Below are 15,197 nucleotides of genomic sequence, written 5' to 3' on the forward strand. Positions count from 1 at the left end.
TTCCGTCGGTGTCGCGGACTGCCGACCGCGCGCCTCACACGCCTGGCGCGGTGCGAGCGGTGCGCGCCGGCGTGTCGGGCGGGTCAGGTGGGTCAGGTGGGTCAGGTGGGTCAGGTGGTGGCGCCGGCGGCCGGCCAGGTGATCCAGGACTCGGGGATCACGTCGTTCAGCCGGCGCACGTCCCGCGGCGCGAGCACCCGGGTGCGCAGCAGCTCCCGGGCGACCAGCCGCGCCACGGCGATGGCGCCGGGCGGGTTGAAGTGCGTGTTGTCCTGCTCGGTCGCCGTCCAGTTGAAGTACTTCTTCGTCTCCTCGGCCCCGAGCTCCTGCCACAGCGCCAGCGACAGGGCCTGGGTGTCGAGCAGCGCGACCCGCTCCTGCTGCGCCAGCGCCCGCATCGCCGCCGGATAGTCGCCGTGGCTCGGTACGGCGGTACCCCCCGCGTCGAACCTCCGGCGTTCCACGGCGGTGGCCAGCACCGGCCGCGCCCCACGGGCCCTGGCCCCGTCGACGTACAGCCGCAGATACTCCTGGTACGTCGTCCAGGGCTCGGTGTAGCGGGTCGGGTCGGTGGCCTTCTCGTCGTTGTGCGCGAACTGGATCAGCAGGAGGTCGCCGGGCCGGACGGCGGCGAGGATCGTGTCCAGCCGCCCCTCGTCCACGAAGCTCTTCGAACTCCGGCCGTTCACCGCGTGATTGGCGACCTCGAGGCCGGGGCGGAGCAGGAAGGGGAGCGCCGTGCCCCACCCGGTCTCGGGGGCGGCGTCGGCGTACTTCTGGGCCGCGGTGGAGTCCCCGGCGATGTAGAGGGTGCGCGGGCGGGGCCGCCCGGGGGCAGCCTGGGCGGTGCCGGTCACGGCGAGGGCGAGGGGAAGGCCGAGACCGGCGGCGGATACCTGTCTGCGAGTGAGCGACACAAGCCTGTGCCTTTCAGCAAGGGTCCGGAGGAGCGCCGTGGGGGCGCGGGACTGTACCTGTGTGCGGGCCGCGGCCGGGCGGGCGCGGCCGGTCGCGGGGGCGGCCCGTGCCCCGAAGGAGAGGGGCCGCCCCCGCGGTGTTACCGGGTACCGCTCAGGCCATCTGCTCCTGCCACTCGGCCTGGGCCTCGTTCAGCTGCTCGGCCAGGGTGTCGAGGAAGGCCTTGGCGCTCATGTCCCCGAGCAGCACCTTCTGGAAGTTGGGCTCGTTGTCGGCCTTGGAAACGGTGTTCCAGTCGGGCAGGTAGTACGGCAGCTGGACGATCGTCGTCGACCCGTCGCTCAGCGCGTCCGCGGCCAGCTTCGTCGGCTCCGCCTTCTGGATCCAGTCGTCCTTGGCGGCGTCGAGGTTGGCCGGCACCTGTCCGGCGGACTCGTTGAACTTCGAGTTGGTCTCGGGCGAGGTGGCGTACTCGATGAACTTCCAGGCGGCGTCCTTGTTCTTGGAGCTCTGGAAGACGCCGAGCCCGTCGACCGGGTTGGAGACCTGGACCCGGGCCCCGTCGGGTCCGGTCGGCTGCGGGATGCCCCGGAACTTGTCGGCGCCGAGCGCCTTCACGTGGTCCTGGTACGAACCGAGGTTGTGGTTGAGCATGCCGATGGTGCCCGAGTCCCACTGCGCGACCATCTTGGTGAAGTCGTTGTTCAGGTCGGCGGCGGGAGTGACCTTCTTGAACAGGCCCGCGTACTTCTCCAGGGCCTTGACGTTCTTCGGGTCGTTGACCGTGGTCTTCTCACCGGTGGAGTCCCAGAACGTGGTGATGCCGGACTGCCCGTACATCGCGTCGAGGGCCTGGGCGATGGAGCCGGCGCCACCGCGGATGGTGTAGCCGAACTCGTTCTTGCCCTTGTCGCTGAGCTTGTCCGCGGCCTCGAAGAAGCGGTCCCAGGTGGTCGGCTCCTCGAGGCCCGCCTTCTCGAACAGGTCGGTGCGGTAGTAGAGGACGCCGTTGTTCGCGGAGGTGGGGATCGAGTACAACTTGTCGTCACCGCCGCCGGCGGCGCGCAGCGACTCGACCATGTCCTTGTTCAGCTTGCCGTCGAGGGACGACCCGCCCAGCCGGTCGTCCAGCGGGGCAAGCGCCTTCTGGGCGGCGAAGCCCGCGACCATTGCCGCGCCGATGCCTCCGACGTCCGGCAGGCCGCCGCCCTGGATGGCGGTGTCGACCTTGGACTGGTACTCGGTGGAGGCGATCCCGACGTACTCGACCTTGATGTCCGGGTTGGCCTTCTCGAAGTCGGCGATGACCTCCTTCCAGATGTCGGTGCGGACACCGCCGTTGTTGTCCCAGAAGGTGATCTTGCCTGTGCCGCTGCCCTCGGCTCCCTTGTCGCCGCCCGCGCCGCTGCCGTCGTCGCCGCAGGCGGTGACGGTCAGCGCGAGCACGGCGCCCAGGGCGACGGCGACCGGAGTCCGGCGCCTGCCGGTGCTGCTGCTTCTGCGATTGCTGATCTTCATTGGTCGGCTCTCTTCTGCTTCTGGTTCTTCTGGTTGCGACGGGACTTACGGGGACTGCGGGAAATGCGGGAAATGCAGGTGTGGGGGGCGTTCGCGGTCGTCCGGCGGGGCTCAGTCACGTGGGGGCGGTGCCGGCGCGGGCGCCGAGGCCGGGATCGAGGCCGGGATCGAGGCCGGGATCGAGGTCGTGTCCGGTATCGAGGTCGGCATCGGCAAGCGCTTGTCCAGGAGGTGCGTCATTGCGGCTCCCAACAGGCGTACGGGGGGCGGTGGTCAGGCGGGGCTGATCCTGAACCGCGTGAAGGTCGCGGTCCCGGCGTGCCCCTGGCCCGTCGGGGCGAGGGCGGCCAGGCCGAGCAGGGCGCCGACCCAGCGCCACGGCGTGGCGGCGAAGGTCTGCCCGGAGGGACGGAAGCCGTCCCCGGTGTCGTAGGAGAAGCGGCAGCGGGCCCCGGCACCGGCCTCGATCCGCAGCCCGACCCTGCCCTCGGGGACGAGCCGGGGGTGGCCTGCGTCGCGTTCGCTCTCGGCGACCGTCTCGGCGAACCGGTGCACGAGGTGGGCCGTGCCGTCGGTGCCGCGCTGGAGTCCGATCCAGGCGTAGGCGTCCCCGAGGACGGCGAGGCCCGCCCGCGCTCCGGGCTCCGAGCTGTCGAGCCGCAGTTCGACCTCGACGGTGCAGGGGGTGCCGGGCAGCCTCTGGGTGAGGATGCTCGGCAGTCTGCGCAGGTCGTGCGCGTCGGCGGTGCGGACGCAGGTCAGCCGCAGACCGTCCGCGGAGTGCTGGGTGGACCAGCCGTCCCGGGGGTTGGCCGTCCACTGCCACTGACGGCCGTGGCGGCCTCCGGGGAAGTCGTCGTCGGTGGCGGGCGCGGCGGCCGGCTGGGCGGGCAGGTCCGGGCGGCGGTGCTCGGCGACGGGGGCGCCGTCGTCCCCGATCACCGGCCAGCCTCCCCCGACCCCACCCCCGCTCCGGCCTCCGCCCGTACGGGAGGCGTCCCCCGTACGGGCCCAGCGCATCGGCTGGAGGTGCACGACCCTGCCGTAGGCCCCGCGCTGCTGGAAGTGCAGGAACCAGTCCTCACCGGACGGGGTGCGCACCCAGCCGCCCTGGTGGGGCCCGTTGACGTCGGTGTCCCGCTGTTCCAGGACGACCTTCTCCTCGTACGGGCCGAAGAAGTCGCGCGACCGGAAGGCGCCCTGCCAGCCGGTCTCCACTCCCCCGGCGGGCGCCAGGATCCAGAACCAGCCGTCGTGCCGGTAGAGCTTGGGCCCCTCCAGGGTGAACCAGCCGGGGATGCGGTCGGCGTCGACGATCACCTTGCCCTCGTCGAGGAGTTCGGTGCCGTGGGGGTGCATACGGTGGCCGGTGAGGCGGTTCTTGACGCCGGAGCGGGACCTCGCCCAGGCGTGCACGAGGTACGCCTCGCCGGTCTCCTCGTCCCACAGCGGGCACGGGTCGATCAGGCCCTTGCCGGCCTTCACCAGGTGGGGGCGGGTCCAAGGGCCCCGGATCTCGGGGGCGTTGACCTGGAAAATGCCCTGGTCGGGGTCGCCCCAGAAGATCCAGAAACGGTCGTCGTGGTGGCGCAGGGACGGCGCCCAGACCCCGCAGTCGTGCCGGGGCACCCCGAACTCGCCCTCGGGTTCCAGACGTTGCAGCGCGTGGCCGACGAGGGTCCAGTTGACCAGGTCGCGGGAGTGCAGCAGCGGCAGTCCGGGGGCGCGGCCGAAGCTGGAGGCGGTCAGGTAGAAGTCGTCGCCGACGCGGATCACGTCCGGGTCGGACCAGTCGGCGTCGAGCACCGGGTTGCGGTAGGTGAGGTCCGTCGGCGGGGCGCTCACGGGCTCACCGCCTTGCGGACCAGGGCGGCGGCGTCGTCGCGGCCGAGGCGGCCGTCGGCGACGACGGTGACGACGCGGCGGACCACCGTCTCCCCGGGCGGGAGCGGCAGCCGGGCATCGTGGGCGAGGGAGGAGCCGACGCCGGGGTACTCGGCGGTGCGCACGAACCAGGGGTCGCGGCGGGTCGTCTCCGTGGCCCCGGCGAACACCAGCGTCCAGTCGGCGCCGGCCAGTGCCAGCCAGTCGGCCGGGCGGCCGTGCACCGCTTCCTCTCCTTCGGCGGAGGCGGTGAAGACGTCCGGCTCCGCCTCCTCCTTGCGGGCCCGCCAGAAGAAGCCGCCGTAGGCGGCGCCGGCCCGGCCGTTGGTGGCCGGGCTGCCGACGGAGAGCGGGGCCTTGGTGACGTTGGTGAGGGAGAAGGTGAAGTCGAGCGCCCAGGCGGTGTCGGTGAGTCCGGTGGCGGCGACGGTACGGCGCTCCCGCAGCAGCTCGCCGGGGGCGGCGACCCAGCGCAGCTCCTCCACGAAGCCGTCGGGGTCCCGGAGCTGGAAGCCGGTGTGCCGCTGGGAGCCGTGGTTGTCCAGCTCGGTGGAGCCTTGGTCGCGGACGTAGGTGCGTCCGCCCCAGAAGTTGTGCCCCTCGACGTCGGGAACGGCGACACCGACGCCGAGGTGGTGGGTGTGGTCCGCGGGGGACAGTTCGGTGACCGCCGTGCCGGCCAGGGTGGTGACGGGGTGCAGATACGGGCGCGGGGAGAGCCTGTGGGGCAGTTCGGGCCGGGTGACGTACCGGCCGACCGGCCGGCCCGCAACGCGCAGGACCGCGGAGTCGTCATGGGTCATCGGGTGCTCACCTCTTTCGGTGGGTGCGGTGCGGAGTGCGGTGCGGACTGCTGGGCGGACCGGTGTACGGACTGCTGGGCGGACTGCGGTGCGGACGGTTCTTCGGACCGCCGCCCGGACTCGGGTACGGCCTGCCGTGCGGGCAGGGCCCAGGAGGCGCCGAGTTCGGAGTAGAGGGACAGGGTGTCGGCGGCGGCCGCGACGAGTGCGTCGACGCCGGGGACGACGCGGCGGTCCTCGCCGGGGACGCGGTGCCAGGCGCCGGCGGGCAGGGGGGCGGGGTCGGGGGCCCGCCGGATCGCCTCGACGACCTTCATGAAGGCGCCGGTCTCGTCCGGGGTGACCAGCAGGGGGGTGCCGGTGACGAGATGGTCGACGAGGTTCTCCAGCAGGTCGGTCCGGCCGAAGTGGAGCTCCTCGGGGCCGTGGCCCGCGCGCTGGACCAGGACGCGGTCCTGCTTGTACCAGAAGGTGATCCGGCCGCTGGTGCCGTGCACGAGGACGTACGGATCGTCGGCCCGCTCGGCGCACAGGGTCGCGGCGACGGTGACCGGTCGGCCCTGTGCGGTGGTGACGCGGACGCAGGACGTGTCGTCGGACTCGATGTCGTTGGCGCGCAGCAGTTCGGTCTCGATGCCGGTGACGTCCTCGGCGCGGGTACTGCCGGCCAGCGCCAGGGCGGTGGCGACGGCGTGGGCGAGCGGGTTGGTCAGCGCCCCGTCGATCACGTCGACGCCGTTCAGCCGGCGCCGGCCCGCCCAGGGGGCCCGCCGGAAGTAGTCCTCCGGGCGCACCCAGGCCCCGGCGCCGCCGATCCCGGTCGGCCGGCCGATGGCACCGTCGGCGACCAGTGCGCGGATGGCGGGCACCGCGTGCGAGCCCAGCGACTGGAAACCGATCTGACAGGCGATCTTGGCCGCGGCGACCCCGTCGGCCATCCGGCGGAACTCGGCGTAGGACGGTGCCGGCGGCTTCTCCAGCAGGAGGTGCACGCCCCGTTCGGCGGCGGCGAGCGCGAGGCCGGTGTGGGTGTGGATCGGGGTGCAGACGACCGCGATCCGGGCCCCGGTGGACTCCAGCAGGGCGCCGAAGTCGGCGGACTGCTCGGGCGGTTCGCCCCCGTCCTCGCCTCCGTACTCGTCCTCGGTGAGCGGGGTGAGTTCGCAGATGCCGGCCAGCCGGACGAGCCCGTCCTCCTGGAGCCTGCGGATGTTCGCGAGGTGCCAGCGGCCGTGGCCGCGGGCGCCGGCGAGCACCACGGGCAGTGGCTCGGGCCGGGGCGTGGCGCCGGACGCGGCCTCGGGGGCGACCCGAGGTACGGCCCCGGGTGCGGCCTCGGACGCGGTCATCCCTTCACCGCCCCCGCGCTGAAGCCGGTGATCAGCCACTTCTGGATGAAGGCGAACACGATCACGACGGGCACGGCCGCGATGATGCCGCCCGCGGCGAGGGCGCCGAGGTCGACGCTGTCCGCGCTCATCAGGGTGTTCAGGCCGACCGGGATGGTCTGCTTCTCCTGGTTGTTGAGGAACATCAGGGCGAAGAGGAAGTGGTTCCAGGAGTGGACGAAGGCGAAGGAGCCGACGGCGATCAGTCCGGGCCGCAGCAGTGGCAGGACGACCACCCGGAACGCCCGCATCCTGCTGCACCCGTCGACCCAGGCGGCCTCCTCCAGGGTGTACGGCACGTTCTTGATGAAGTTGCTGATCAGGATCATCGACAGCGGCAGCTGGAAGACCGTCTCGGCGATGATGACGCTGCCGAGCGAGTTGATCATCTGCAGTCCGGCGAAGATCTCGAACAGGGGGACCAGGAGCAGTGCGCCGGGCACGAACTGGGAGCAGAGCAGGGCGAGCATGAAGACCCGCTTGACGCGGAAGTCGAACCGGGCGAGCGCGTAGCCGCCGGCCAGGGCCACCAGCGTCGTCGTGATCAGGGTGGCGACACCGACGAGCACGCTGTTCTGGAAGAAGGTGCCGAAGGCACGGTCCGTCCACACCTTCTCGAAGTGGACCGTCGTCATCGGCCAGGGCACCAGCGAGGTCGAGCCGGCCGGGCGCAGGGCGAAGAGCAGGATCCAGTAGAAGGGGATGAGGGTGAACAGGAGGTAGATGCCCAGCGGGAGATAGATGTGCCAGCGGGGCACCTCGTCCCAGGCGCGGTGCTTCTTGCGCGCGGGGCGGCTCGGCGGCTCGGCGGCGGAGCGCGCGGGGGCGGGGGCGGCCGGGGAGGCCTCTTTGGTGATCACTTGTTTTCGCCTCCGAACTTGCTCAGCCGCAGATAGACGATCGAGCAGAAGAGCAGAATCACGAACGCGACCGTGGTGAGGGCCGACGCGTAGCCGAAGTTGTGGGCGTCGACGCTGGTGTTGGCGATGTAGAGCGGGAGCGTCGTGGTCACGCCGGCCGGTCCGCCGCCGGTGAGGGTGTAGAGCAGGTCGACGTTGTTGAACTCCCACACCGCGCGCAGCAGCGTGGACAGGATGATGGCGTCCTTGAGGTGGGGCAGTGTGATGAACCTGAACTGCTGGAAGCGGCTGGCCCCGTCGACCTCGGCGGCCTCGTACAGGTCCTTGGAGACGGACTGGAGGTCGGCGAGGATGAGGATGGCGAAGAAGGGGACGCCACGCCAGAGGTCGGCGACGACCACCGCCGAGAAGACGGTGGAGGTGTCCGAGAGCCAGCTGGTGCCGTACTCGCCGATGCCCATGTCGGCGAGGTAACGGGTGATGCCGGTCTGGGAGTTGTAGAGGAGCACCCAGATCGCCGAGGTCAGCACCCCGGAGACGGCCCACGGGGAGAAGACCAGGGCGCGGCCGATGCTCCGGCCGACGAAGGTCTGGTTGACGATGAGCGCCAGCGCGAGACCGAACATCAGCTGGAGGCCGACCTCGACGACGACCCACTTGGCGCTGAAGACCAGGGTGTCCCAGAACAGCGGGTCCTCGGTGAAGAGGTGGACGAAGTTGTCGAGGCCCGCGTAGCCGTTGCGCCACGGCTTGGTGGGGTTGTAGTTCTGCAGGCTGTAGTAGAAGACGCTGATGACCGGGTAGGCGATGAAGCCCAGCATGAGCAGACCGGCCGGGGCGATCAGCAGGTAGGGCAGTCTGCGCGGCGTGGCGGAGGCACGGCGCCGCCTCGGTGGCGTGGGCGGTTTCGCCACGGCTGCGGCTTGGGCCATGACTGTTCTCCGTTTCTCGGTGTACGTCGTGCTGTGCGGGGGTGAAGCGCTTTCTTCTCAGATGTGCGGGGATCCCGCGCGATCCGGTGGCCGGACCGCGCGGGGGTGCTCGCGGTCAGCCCGCGTAGGGGTCCTGCACCGTGCCCGGCCGGGCGAGGAACTCGAAGTCGCAGCCGGTGTCGGCCTGGGTGATCTGCTCGTTGTAGAGCGCGCCGTAGCCGCGCTCGTACCGGGCGGGCGGGGGCGTCCACTGCGCCCTGCGCCGCTCCAGTTCCTCGTCGTCGACCTCGAGCCGGAGGAGCCGGCGTTCGACGTCGAGGGTGATCAGGTCCCCGGTGCGGACGAGGGCCAGCGGTCCGCCGACGTACGACTCGGGGGCGATGTGCAGCACGCAGGTGCCGTAACTCGTGCCGCTCATCCGGGCGTCGGAGATCCGCACCATGTCCCGTACGCCCTGCTTGAGCAGGTGGTCGGGCAGCGGCAGCATGCCGTACTCGGGCATGCCGGGCCCGCCCTTGGGGCCGGAGTTGCGCAGCACCAGTACGTGGTCGGCGGTGATGCCCAGGTCCGGGTCGTTGATGGTGCGCTGCATGGTCCGGTAGTCGTCGAAGACGACCGCGGGGCCGGTGTGCCTGAGCAGGTGCGGTTCGGCGGCGATGTGCTTGATGACGGCGCCGTCGGGGCAGAGGTTGCCGCGCAGGACGGCGAGGCCGCCCTCGTCGGCGACGGGCTTGTCCCGGGGCCGGATGACGTCGTCGTGGTGCACCCGCGCGCCGGCGAGCTGTTCGCGCAGGGTGTCGTGGGAGACGGTGGGCCTCTCCAGGTGGAGCAGGTCCTCGATCCGGGAGAGGAACCCGGGCAGACCGCCCGCGAAGTGGAAGTCCTCCATCAGGTACGTCTGTCCGCCGGGCCGTACGTTGGCGAGCACCGGGACGGTGCGGGCGACGCGGTCGAAGTCGTCGAGGGTGAGGGCGACGCCCGCGCGGCCGGCCATGGCGATCAGGTGGATCACGGCGTTGGTGGAGCCGCCCAGGCCCAGGACCGTCGTCACCGCGTCCTCGAAGGCGTCCGCGGTGAGGATGTCGCTCAGCTTCCGGTCGCGGTGGACCAGTTCGACGATGCGCAGGCCGGCCGCGGCGGCCATCCGGTCGTGCCCGGAGTCGACGGCCGGGATGCTGGAGGCGCCCGGCACGGTGACGCCGAGGGCCTCGGCGGCGGCGGTCAGCGTGGACGCCGTGCCCATGGTCATGCAGTGGCCGGGCGAGCGGGCCAGACCGCTCTCCAGTTCCTGCATCTCGCAGTCGCCGATGACACCGGCCCGCTTGTCGTCCCAGTACTTCCACATGTCGGTGCCGGAGCCGAGGGTCTCCCCGCGCCAGTGGCCGGGGAGCATGGGGCCGGCCGGGACGAAGACGGTGGGCAGATCGACGCTGGCGGCGCCCATGAGCAGGGCGGGCGTGGACTTGTCGCAGCCGCCCATCAGCACGGCCCCGTCGACCGGGTAGGACCGCAGCAGTTCCTCGGTCTCCATGGCGAGGAGGTTGCGGTAGAGCATCGGGGTCGGCTTCTGGAAGGTCTCGCTGAGCGTGGAGACCGGGAACTCCAGCGGGAAGCCGCCCGCCTGCCACACCCCGCGCTTCACGGCCTGCGCGCGGTCACGCAGGTGGACGTGGCAGGGGTTGATGTCGGACCAGGTGTTGAGGATCGCGACGACGGGCTTGCCCAGGTGCTCCTCGGGCAGGTAGCCGAGCTGGCGGGTGCGGGCGCGGTGGCTGAAGGAGCGCAGTCCGTCCGTGCCGTACCACTGGTGACTGCGCAGTTCCTCGGGCCGCTTCTTCGGCGTGGTCACACGGACCACCCCGCGGTGATCGCGGCGACCTCGGCCCGCTCGTCCTCGGGCAGCAGCCTGCTCGGCGGGCGGACCTCGCGGCGGCACAGGCCGAGGGAGGCGAGGGCCTCCTTGACGACGGTGACGTTGTTGGCGGAACCGTTGGCGCCGCGCAGTTCCTCGAAGCGGCGGATCTGCTCCCAGACCTTCATGGCGGCCGCGTAGTCGCCCGACCTGAGCGCCCCGATCATGTCGAGGGAGACCGACGGGGCGACGTTGACCAGGCCGGAGGTGAAGCCGGTGGCGCCCGCCGAGAAGTAGGAGGGGGCGTACGGCTCGGCGAGCCCGGCGACCCATACGAACCGTTCGAGGCCGGCGTCCCGCGCGAAGGCGGCGAACTTCGCCGCGTCCGGCACGGCGTACTTCACACCGATGACGTTCGGGCAGGAGTCGGCGAGTTCGGCGAGACGGGCGCCGGCGAGCCGGTCGTTGCGGATGTAGGGGACGACGCCCAGGTCGGGCACGGCCCCGGCGATGGCGCGGTGGTAGTCGACCCAGCCGCTCTGGGAGACGTAGGGGTGGACGGGCTGGTGCACCATCACCATCCGCGCGCCGAGGTCACGGGCGTGCCGTGCGGAGGCGACGGCGGTCGGCACGTCGTGTCCCACCCCGACCAGGACGGACGAGCCGTCGCCGGTCTCCTCGAGGGTCAGCTCGGTGACCGCGCGCCGCTCCTCGGGGGTCAGGGTGTAGAACTCGCCGGTGTTGCCGTTGGGGGTCAGGGTGGTGATGCCGGCGTCGAGGAGGCGGCGCAGCAGGGCCCGGTATCCGGCCGGGTCGACGGAGCCGTCCTCGGCGAACGGGGTCACCGGGATCGCCACCACGTCGGCCAGGGCCACCCGCTGGGTCTCGAACGTCGTCGTCATGCCTGACCGTCCTCTTTCTGGGCTGCCCGGGTTGCCGGGGCTTCGGTGATGTCCTGGGCTTCGGGGTCTTCCTCCGTGCCGAGTTCCGCGCCGGGGAAGGCCCGCCGTACGAAGGAGGCGATGTGCGCGTGCAGGGCGCGCGCCGCGCCGTCCGCGTCACCGGCGAGGGCGAGGCGCAGGATCTCGCGGTGCTCGCTCGCCTCACGCTCCCAGGAGGGGTCGGCGGCCCAGGCGACGGTGGAGACGAGCGCGGCCTGATCGCGGACCTCGTCGAGCATCCGGCCGAGCAGCGGGTTGCCGCACGGCAGGTACAGGGCGCGGTGGAACTCGCGGTTGGTCAGGGAGCGTTCGGCGGTGTCGGTGGCCTCGTCGGCCCTCGTCAGCGCGTCGCGCGCGGCGTCCAGGGAGGCACCGCGCCGGACGGCGCGGCGCAGCGCCTCGGGTTCGAGGAGCAGACGCACGTCGCAGACCTCGCGTGCCATGTCCACGTCGACCATGCGCACCGTGACGCCCTTGTACTGGCTCATCACGACCAGACCGGTGCCGGCCAGGGTCTTGAGCGCCTCCCGCACCGGAGTCTTGGACACCCCGAACTGCGCGGCGAGGTCGGTCTCGACCAGGGCCTGGCCCGGCGTCAGCCGGCCGGTGAGAATGCGGCGTTTGATCTCCTCCAGCACGTACTGCGTGCGGGAGGGGATCGGGATGGGCACAGAGGTCATGCGCGCCTCTCGGATCTCGCGTATCGCGTCTCATATATGACGTACGAAGTACGACGCGATGAAACTAGGAGCGGCCCGGGGTTTCGTCAATGCTTCTGACAAAGGAAGTTCGGGTTGCCGTTCCCGGTCTCCGGAGCGGCCCGCCACCGCGTCGACGGCGGGACGTCCGGCCGGACGGGCTTGCTCGCGCGGGGCCCGTGAACGCGCGGCGGCCGGGCACCCCTCCTGCCCGGGTGCCCGGCCGCTCGGAATATCTCCAGGTCAGACCTTGGATGTCCACCCCGGATCGCGGCCGCTCAGCCCCACCGTCCGGTCCAGCAGCGGGGCGTCGGACGGCACCGGCACGACGGGGCCGAAGATGCCCTCGCCGCCGTCCCGGCCGGGTTCCGCCGCGGCGGCGAGGAGGAAGGCGTGCGCGGCCTCCAGCGCGGCGGGGTCGGGCGCGTAGTCCTGGCCGGTGGCACGGGCCAGGTCCCAGCCGTGGATCACCAGTTCGTCGACGGCCACGGCTCCGGCCACCGCGCCCGGCAGGTCGACGCCCCCGGCCCTGGTCATACCGGTCCAGGCCCGGGGGTCGCGCCATGCCTCGGCGAGTTCGCCGAGCACCACGGGCAGATCCTCGCGCCATCCGGGGGCCGGCTCCGGCAGAGCGCCGTCCGGACTGGTGTCGGTGGTGGCGCCGAGGTTCTTGCGGCCGGCGTCACGGAAGGCGGCACTCAGCCCGGCGAGGTGGCCCAGGAGGTGGCGCACCGCGTACCGGGGGCAGGGCGTCCCGTCCGCGAGCTGCGTGTCGGTGACGCCCTCGGCGAGGCGCGCGATGATCCGCGCCTGCGGTCCGAGGTCGGGGGTCGGGTCGGTCATGGGCTGCTCCCTCTCCTCAGGCTGTGCCCGTGCGCGCACGGGTGTTCCTGGAGGGTTGACCGAGCCGGCCCCCGGAACTCATCGCTCGCCCGTGCCGTGGACGACGATCCACTGGTCCGGACGTGCAGCGCGGCGATCGGGGCAGGGCTGCCCGCCGTCCTGATCGCCACGCCGACCGCCGTGCGGCGCGAGACCCCGGCCCGCTGCCGGACCGGGTCACCGCCACTGCCACCGCCACCACTCCGGTGTACACCCCGAATGTGCTGGGTCTCGCGGCCGGCGCGGCCCTGGTCGGACCGCTCAGCCACCGGCTGCCGCCGGTCGCCCCGGGGTGCACGTCGGCGGTGGTGGCGGTGGCGCTGTTTCAGAGCGCGGTGAGCGCCGAGCGCACCGCTTCCAGGTCGCCGTCCGACGCCAGTCCCGCGTGGTACAGCCGCAGCTGCGTCGCGCCGAGGCGGCGGGCCTCGGCCGCGTCCGCGGCGAGGGTGCCGGGGCTGCCGCCCATGCCGGAGACCACGGTGAAGTTGGCGGCGAGGACGGCGTCCGGACGGTTCTCCGGCGCGTCCCGCGCGTCCTGTGCCCCCCGCGCCTTCCGCGCCTCCCGTGCGAACGGGGTCAGCAGGGCGGGGCCGCCGGCGCAGGGGACGACCACGCCGTCGGCGACGGAGAGGATGTGCGCGGGGTCGACGCCGGCGTTGGCGCCGCAGTGGTACGACACCGGGTCCGCGTGCAGCAGGACCTGGAAGCCCTCGGGTGCCGCGTCGCGTACCGCCCGGACCGCCGCCTCCTGGAGCGTGCGGGCCGTCGTGTCGCGCCATGCGCGCGTGGCGGCCGCCGTCTCCTCGCCGAGGAGCTTGCCGACTCCCGCCCACCCTCCGTCGGAGGGCACCCCCCGCCACACCGGTTCCAGGGCGGTCCGTACGGTCGCGGCCAGTTCGCCGGCGTCCAGGCCCCGAGCCCCGTAGCCCTCGCGGCAGGACGGGCAGAAGCACAGGGACATCAGGTACTGCCCGGCGTCCCCGAGGCCGACCCCGGCGGTCTTGTCGTGGGCGTGCAGATGCGCGAGCCCGTACCAGCCGAGGGATTCCAGTTCGGTGCCGCTCGCCCCGGGCCGTACCGCCGCCTCCGCGGCCAGGGCGGTCAGGTAGGCGCGCGTGGCGGGCTGTGCGATGCAGGGTGCCCACGGGTAGCGGTCGCCGTAGGCGTTGACGACCGAGGTGTCCGGATGGTCGGCGCCGAGGCGGGAGTTGTGCGCGAGCACGACCCAGGTGTGCACCTCCAGGCCCGCGTCCGCGAGTGCCGCGGCGGCCTCGCCGAAGGCGTCGCCGGGGGCCCAGTCGCCGGAGGGGTACGGGCGCGGGGTGCGGCCGGCCCAGTGGGCGCCGGGCGGGTAGAGGACGGCCGCGTGCTCGGCGGTGACGATACGGTGGCGCGGGTGACGGGGAGTCAGCGCGCGCGTGGAGTGGTAGGCGGAGGCGAGCGTCGCCTGCGCCACGCCGAGCCCGGCGATCCGCGCGGGGGCTTCCGGGTCCCCGTTGACGTCCCAGGGGTAGACGAACGCCGATGCCTTCACTTGGCCTCCTCGATGAGTGCGAGTCCCCGCTCGATCAGCTGAGCGAGTCGCTCGACATGATCCACGGCCGGTTCGTCGAGCGGCGGCCGGACCTCGCCCACGTCCAGGCCGCGCAGCCGCACCCCGGCCTTGACCAGGGAGACGGCGTATCCGCGGCCCTGGTCGCGCAGTTCGACGAAGGGCCGGTAGAAGCCGTCGAGCAGGCGGTCCACGGTGGCCCGGTCGCCGGTGTGCAGGGCCCGGTGGCAGGCGAGGGCGATCTCGGGCGCGAAGCAGAACACCGCGGACGAGTAGAGGGTGACGCCGAGGGCGTGGTAGGCGAGCTGGGTCTGTTCGGCGGTGGGCAGCCCGTTGAAGTACAGGAAGTCACCGGGGTCCTCGGTGCGTACGGCGCTGATGATCCGCTGCATGTGGTCGAGGTCGCCGTGGCCGTCCTTGAGGCCGACGATCCCCTCGGTGCGGGCCAGTTCGACGACGCTCTCGGGCGTGAACAGGGCGTTGTCGCGCTGGTAGACGATCACCGGCAGGGTGGTCGCCGCGGCCAGTTCGCGGTAGTGCCGCACCAGTCCCGTCTGGCCGGCCCGCACCAGGTAGGGCGGCATGGCGAGCAGCCCGTCCGCCCCGGCCCGCTCGGCGAGGGAGGCCCAGCGCACCGCGAGGCCGGTGCCGTACCCGGCGCCCGCGACGACCGGGACGCGTCCGTCGGCCGCCTCGACGGCGACCCGCACGCACGCCTCGAACTCCTCGGGCGTCAGGGCGTGGAACTCCCCGGTGCCGCAGCAGGCGAAGACTGCGGCGGCACCGGCCTCGACCCCGCCGCGCACATGGAGCCGGTAGGTCTCGAGGTCGACGGAGCCGTCGGGTCCGTAAGCGGTGACCGGGAAGAACAGCGGTCCGCTGGGGATGGCGAGTCGGGCGGCGAGGGGGGCGGCGAGAGGGGCTGGCGTCACAAGCTCTCCCATGTCCATATTCTTGATTGACGTCTAC

General features: G+C 72.3%; 13 protein-coding genes. All 13 read right to left on the minus strand.

The annotated features are described in order from the left end of the window. Positions 1–110: 110 nt before the first annotated feature. Complete coding sequence (locus V4Y04_RS07525) at positions 111–917, minus strand: rhamnogalacturonan acetylesterase (protein WP_332426526.1); 807 nt, start codon at positions 915–917, stop codon at positions 111–113. Positions 918–1,071: 154 nt separating this feature from the next. Then, positions 1,072–2,436, minus strand: a complete 1,365-nt coding sequence (locus tag V4Y04_RS07530; protein WP_332426527.1) for an ABC transporter substrate-binding protein — start codon at positions 2,434–2,436, stop codon at positions 1,072–1,074. A gap of 273 nt (positions 2,437–2,709) precedes the next feature. Continuing rightward, a complete protein-coding gene (locus tag V4Y04_RS07535; protein ID WP_332426528.1) occupies positions 2,710–4,281 on the minus strand; it encodes a glycoside hydrolase family 43 protein in 1,572 nt (523 codons plus the stop codon). Then, the gene (locus V4Y04_RS07540) at positions 4,278–5,123 is read right to left on the minus strand and encodes a PmoA family protein (protein WP_332426529.1); all 846 of its coding nucleotides are present in this window, start codon (positions 5,121–5,123) and stop codon (positions 4,278–4,280) included. The genes V4Y04_RS07535 and V4Y04_RS07540 overlap by 4 nt, the downstream gene beginning before the upstream one ends. Beyond that, positions 5,120–6,472, minus strand: a complete 1,353-nt coding sequence (locus tag V4Y04_RS07545; protein ID WP_332426530.1) for a Gfo/Idh/MocA family protein — start codon at positions 6,470–6,472, stop codon at positions 5,120–5,122. The genes V4Y04_RS07540 and V4Y04_RS07545 overlap by 4 nt, the downstream gene beginning before the upstream one ends. Further along, positions 6,469–7,371 (minus strand): carbohydrate ABC transporter permease, encoded by a 903-nt coding sequence (locus V4Y04_RS07550; RefSeq protein WP_332426531.1) that lies wholly within the window; start codon positions 7,369–7,371, stop codon positions 6,469–6,471. Before V4Y04_RS07550 ends, V4Y04_RS07545 begins: the two co-directional genes overlap by 4 nt. Beyond that, positions 7,368–8,303 (minus strand): carbohydrate ABC transporter permease, encoded by a 936-nt coding sequence (locus tag V4Y04_RS07555; protein ID WP_332426532.1) that lies wholly within the window; start codon positions 8,301–8,303, stop codon positions 7,368–7,370. Before V4Y04_RS07555 ends, V4Y04_RS07550 begins: the two co-directional genes overlap by 4 nt. 115 nt (positions 8,304–8,418) lie before the next feature. Then, a complete protein-coding gene (araD, locus tag V4Y04_RS07560) occupies positions 8,419–10,152 on the minus strand; it encodes an L-arabinonate dehydratase (protein WP_332426533.1) in 1,734 nt (577 codons plus the stop codon). Further along, the gene (locus tag V4Y04_RS07565; RefSeq protein ID WP_332426534.1) at positions 10,149–11,057 is read right to left on the minus strand and encodes a dihydrodipicolinate synthase family protein; all 909 of its coding nucleotides are present in this window, start codon (positions 11,055–11,057) and stop codon (positions 10,149–10,151) included. Before V4Y04_RS07565 ends, araD begins: the two co-directional genes overlap by 4 nt. Next, positions 11,054–11,776, minus strand: coding sequence for a GntR family transcriptional regulator (locus tag V4Y04_RS07570; RefSeq protein ID WP_332426535.1), 723 nt, complete (start codon positions 11,774–11,776; stop codon positions 11,054–11,056). Before V4Y04_RS07570 ends, V4Y04_RS07565 begins: the two co-directional genes overlap by 4 nt. A 261-nt stretch (positions 11,777–12,037) precedes the next feature. Next, positions 12,038–12,637: a TIGR03086 family metal-binding protein gene (locus V4Y04_RS07575; protein WP_332426536.1), complete on the minus strand. Its 600-nt coding sequence runs from the start codon at positions 12,635–12,637 to the stop codon at positions 12,038–12,040. Positions 12,638–13,001: 364 nt separating this feature from the next. Continuing rightward, positions 13,002–14,210, minus strand: coding sequence for a hypothetical protein (locus V4Y04_RS07580; RefSeq protein WP_332426537.1), 1,209 nt, complete (start codon positions 14,208–14,210; stop codon positions 13,002–13,004). Next, complete coding sequence (locus V4Y04_RS07585) at positions 14,207–15,178, minus strand: 5-dehydro-4-deoxyglucarate dehydratase (protein WP_332426538.1); 972 nt, start codon at positions 15,176–15,178, stop codon at positions 14,207–14,209. Before V4Y04_RS07585 ends, V4Y04_RS07580 begins: the two co-directional genes overlap by 4 nt. Positions 15,179–15,197 lie beyond the last annotated feature (19 nt).

The sequence above is a fragment of the Streptomyces sp. P9-A2 genome, from assembly GCF_036634175.1.
In the GTDB taxonomy this organism is placed as follows: domain Bacteria; phylum Actinomycetota; class Actinomycetes; order Streptomycetales; family Streptomycetaceae; genus Streptomyces; species Streptomyces pratens.

Coding starts and splice junctions, on each gene's coding strand:
- V4Y04_RS07530 (WP_332426527.1), bottom strand. CDS start 2,436: ATGAAGATCAGCAATCGCAGAAGCAGCAGCACCGGCAGGCGCCGGACT.
- V4Y04_RS07540 (WP_332426529.1), bottom strand. CDS start 5,123: ATGACCCATGACGACTCCGCGGTCCTGCGCGTTGCGGGCCGGCCGGTC.
- V4Y04_RS07545 (WP_332426530.1), bottom strand. CDS start 6,472: ATGACCGCGTCCGAGGCCGCACCCGGGGCCGTACCTCGGGTCGCCCCC.
- V4Y04_RS07555 (WP_332426532.1), bottom strand. CDS start 8,303: ATGGCCCAAGCCGCAGCCGTGGCGAAACCGCCCACGCCACCGAGGCGG.
- V4Y04_RS07565 (WP_332426534.1), bottom strand. CDS start 11,057: ATGACGACGACGTTCGAGACCCAGCGGGTGGCCCTGGCCGACGTGGTG.
- V4Y04_RS07570 (WP_332426535.1), bottom strand. CDS start 11,776: ATGACCTCTGTGCCCATCCCGATCCCCTCCCGCACGCAGTACGTGCTG.
- V4Y04_RS07575 (WP_332426536.1), bottom strand. CDS start 12,637: ATGACCGACCCGACCCCCGACCTCGGACCGCAGGCGCGGATCATCGCG.
- V4Y04_RS07585 (WP_332426538.1), bottom strand. CDS start 15,178: ATGGACATGGGAGAGCTTGTGACGCCAGCCCCTCTCGCCGCCCCCCTC.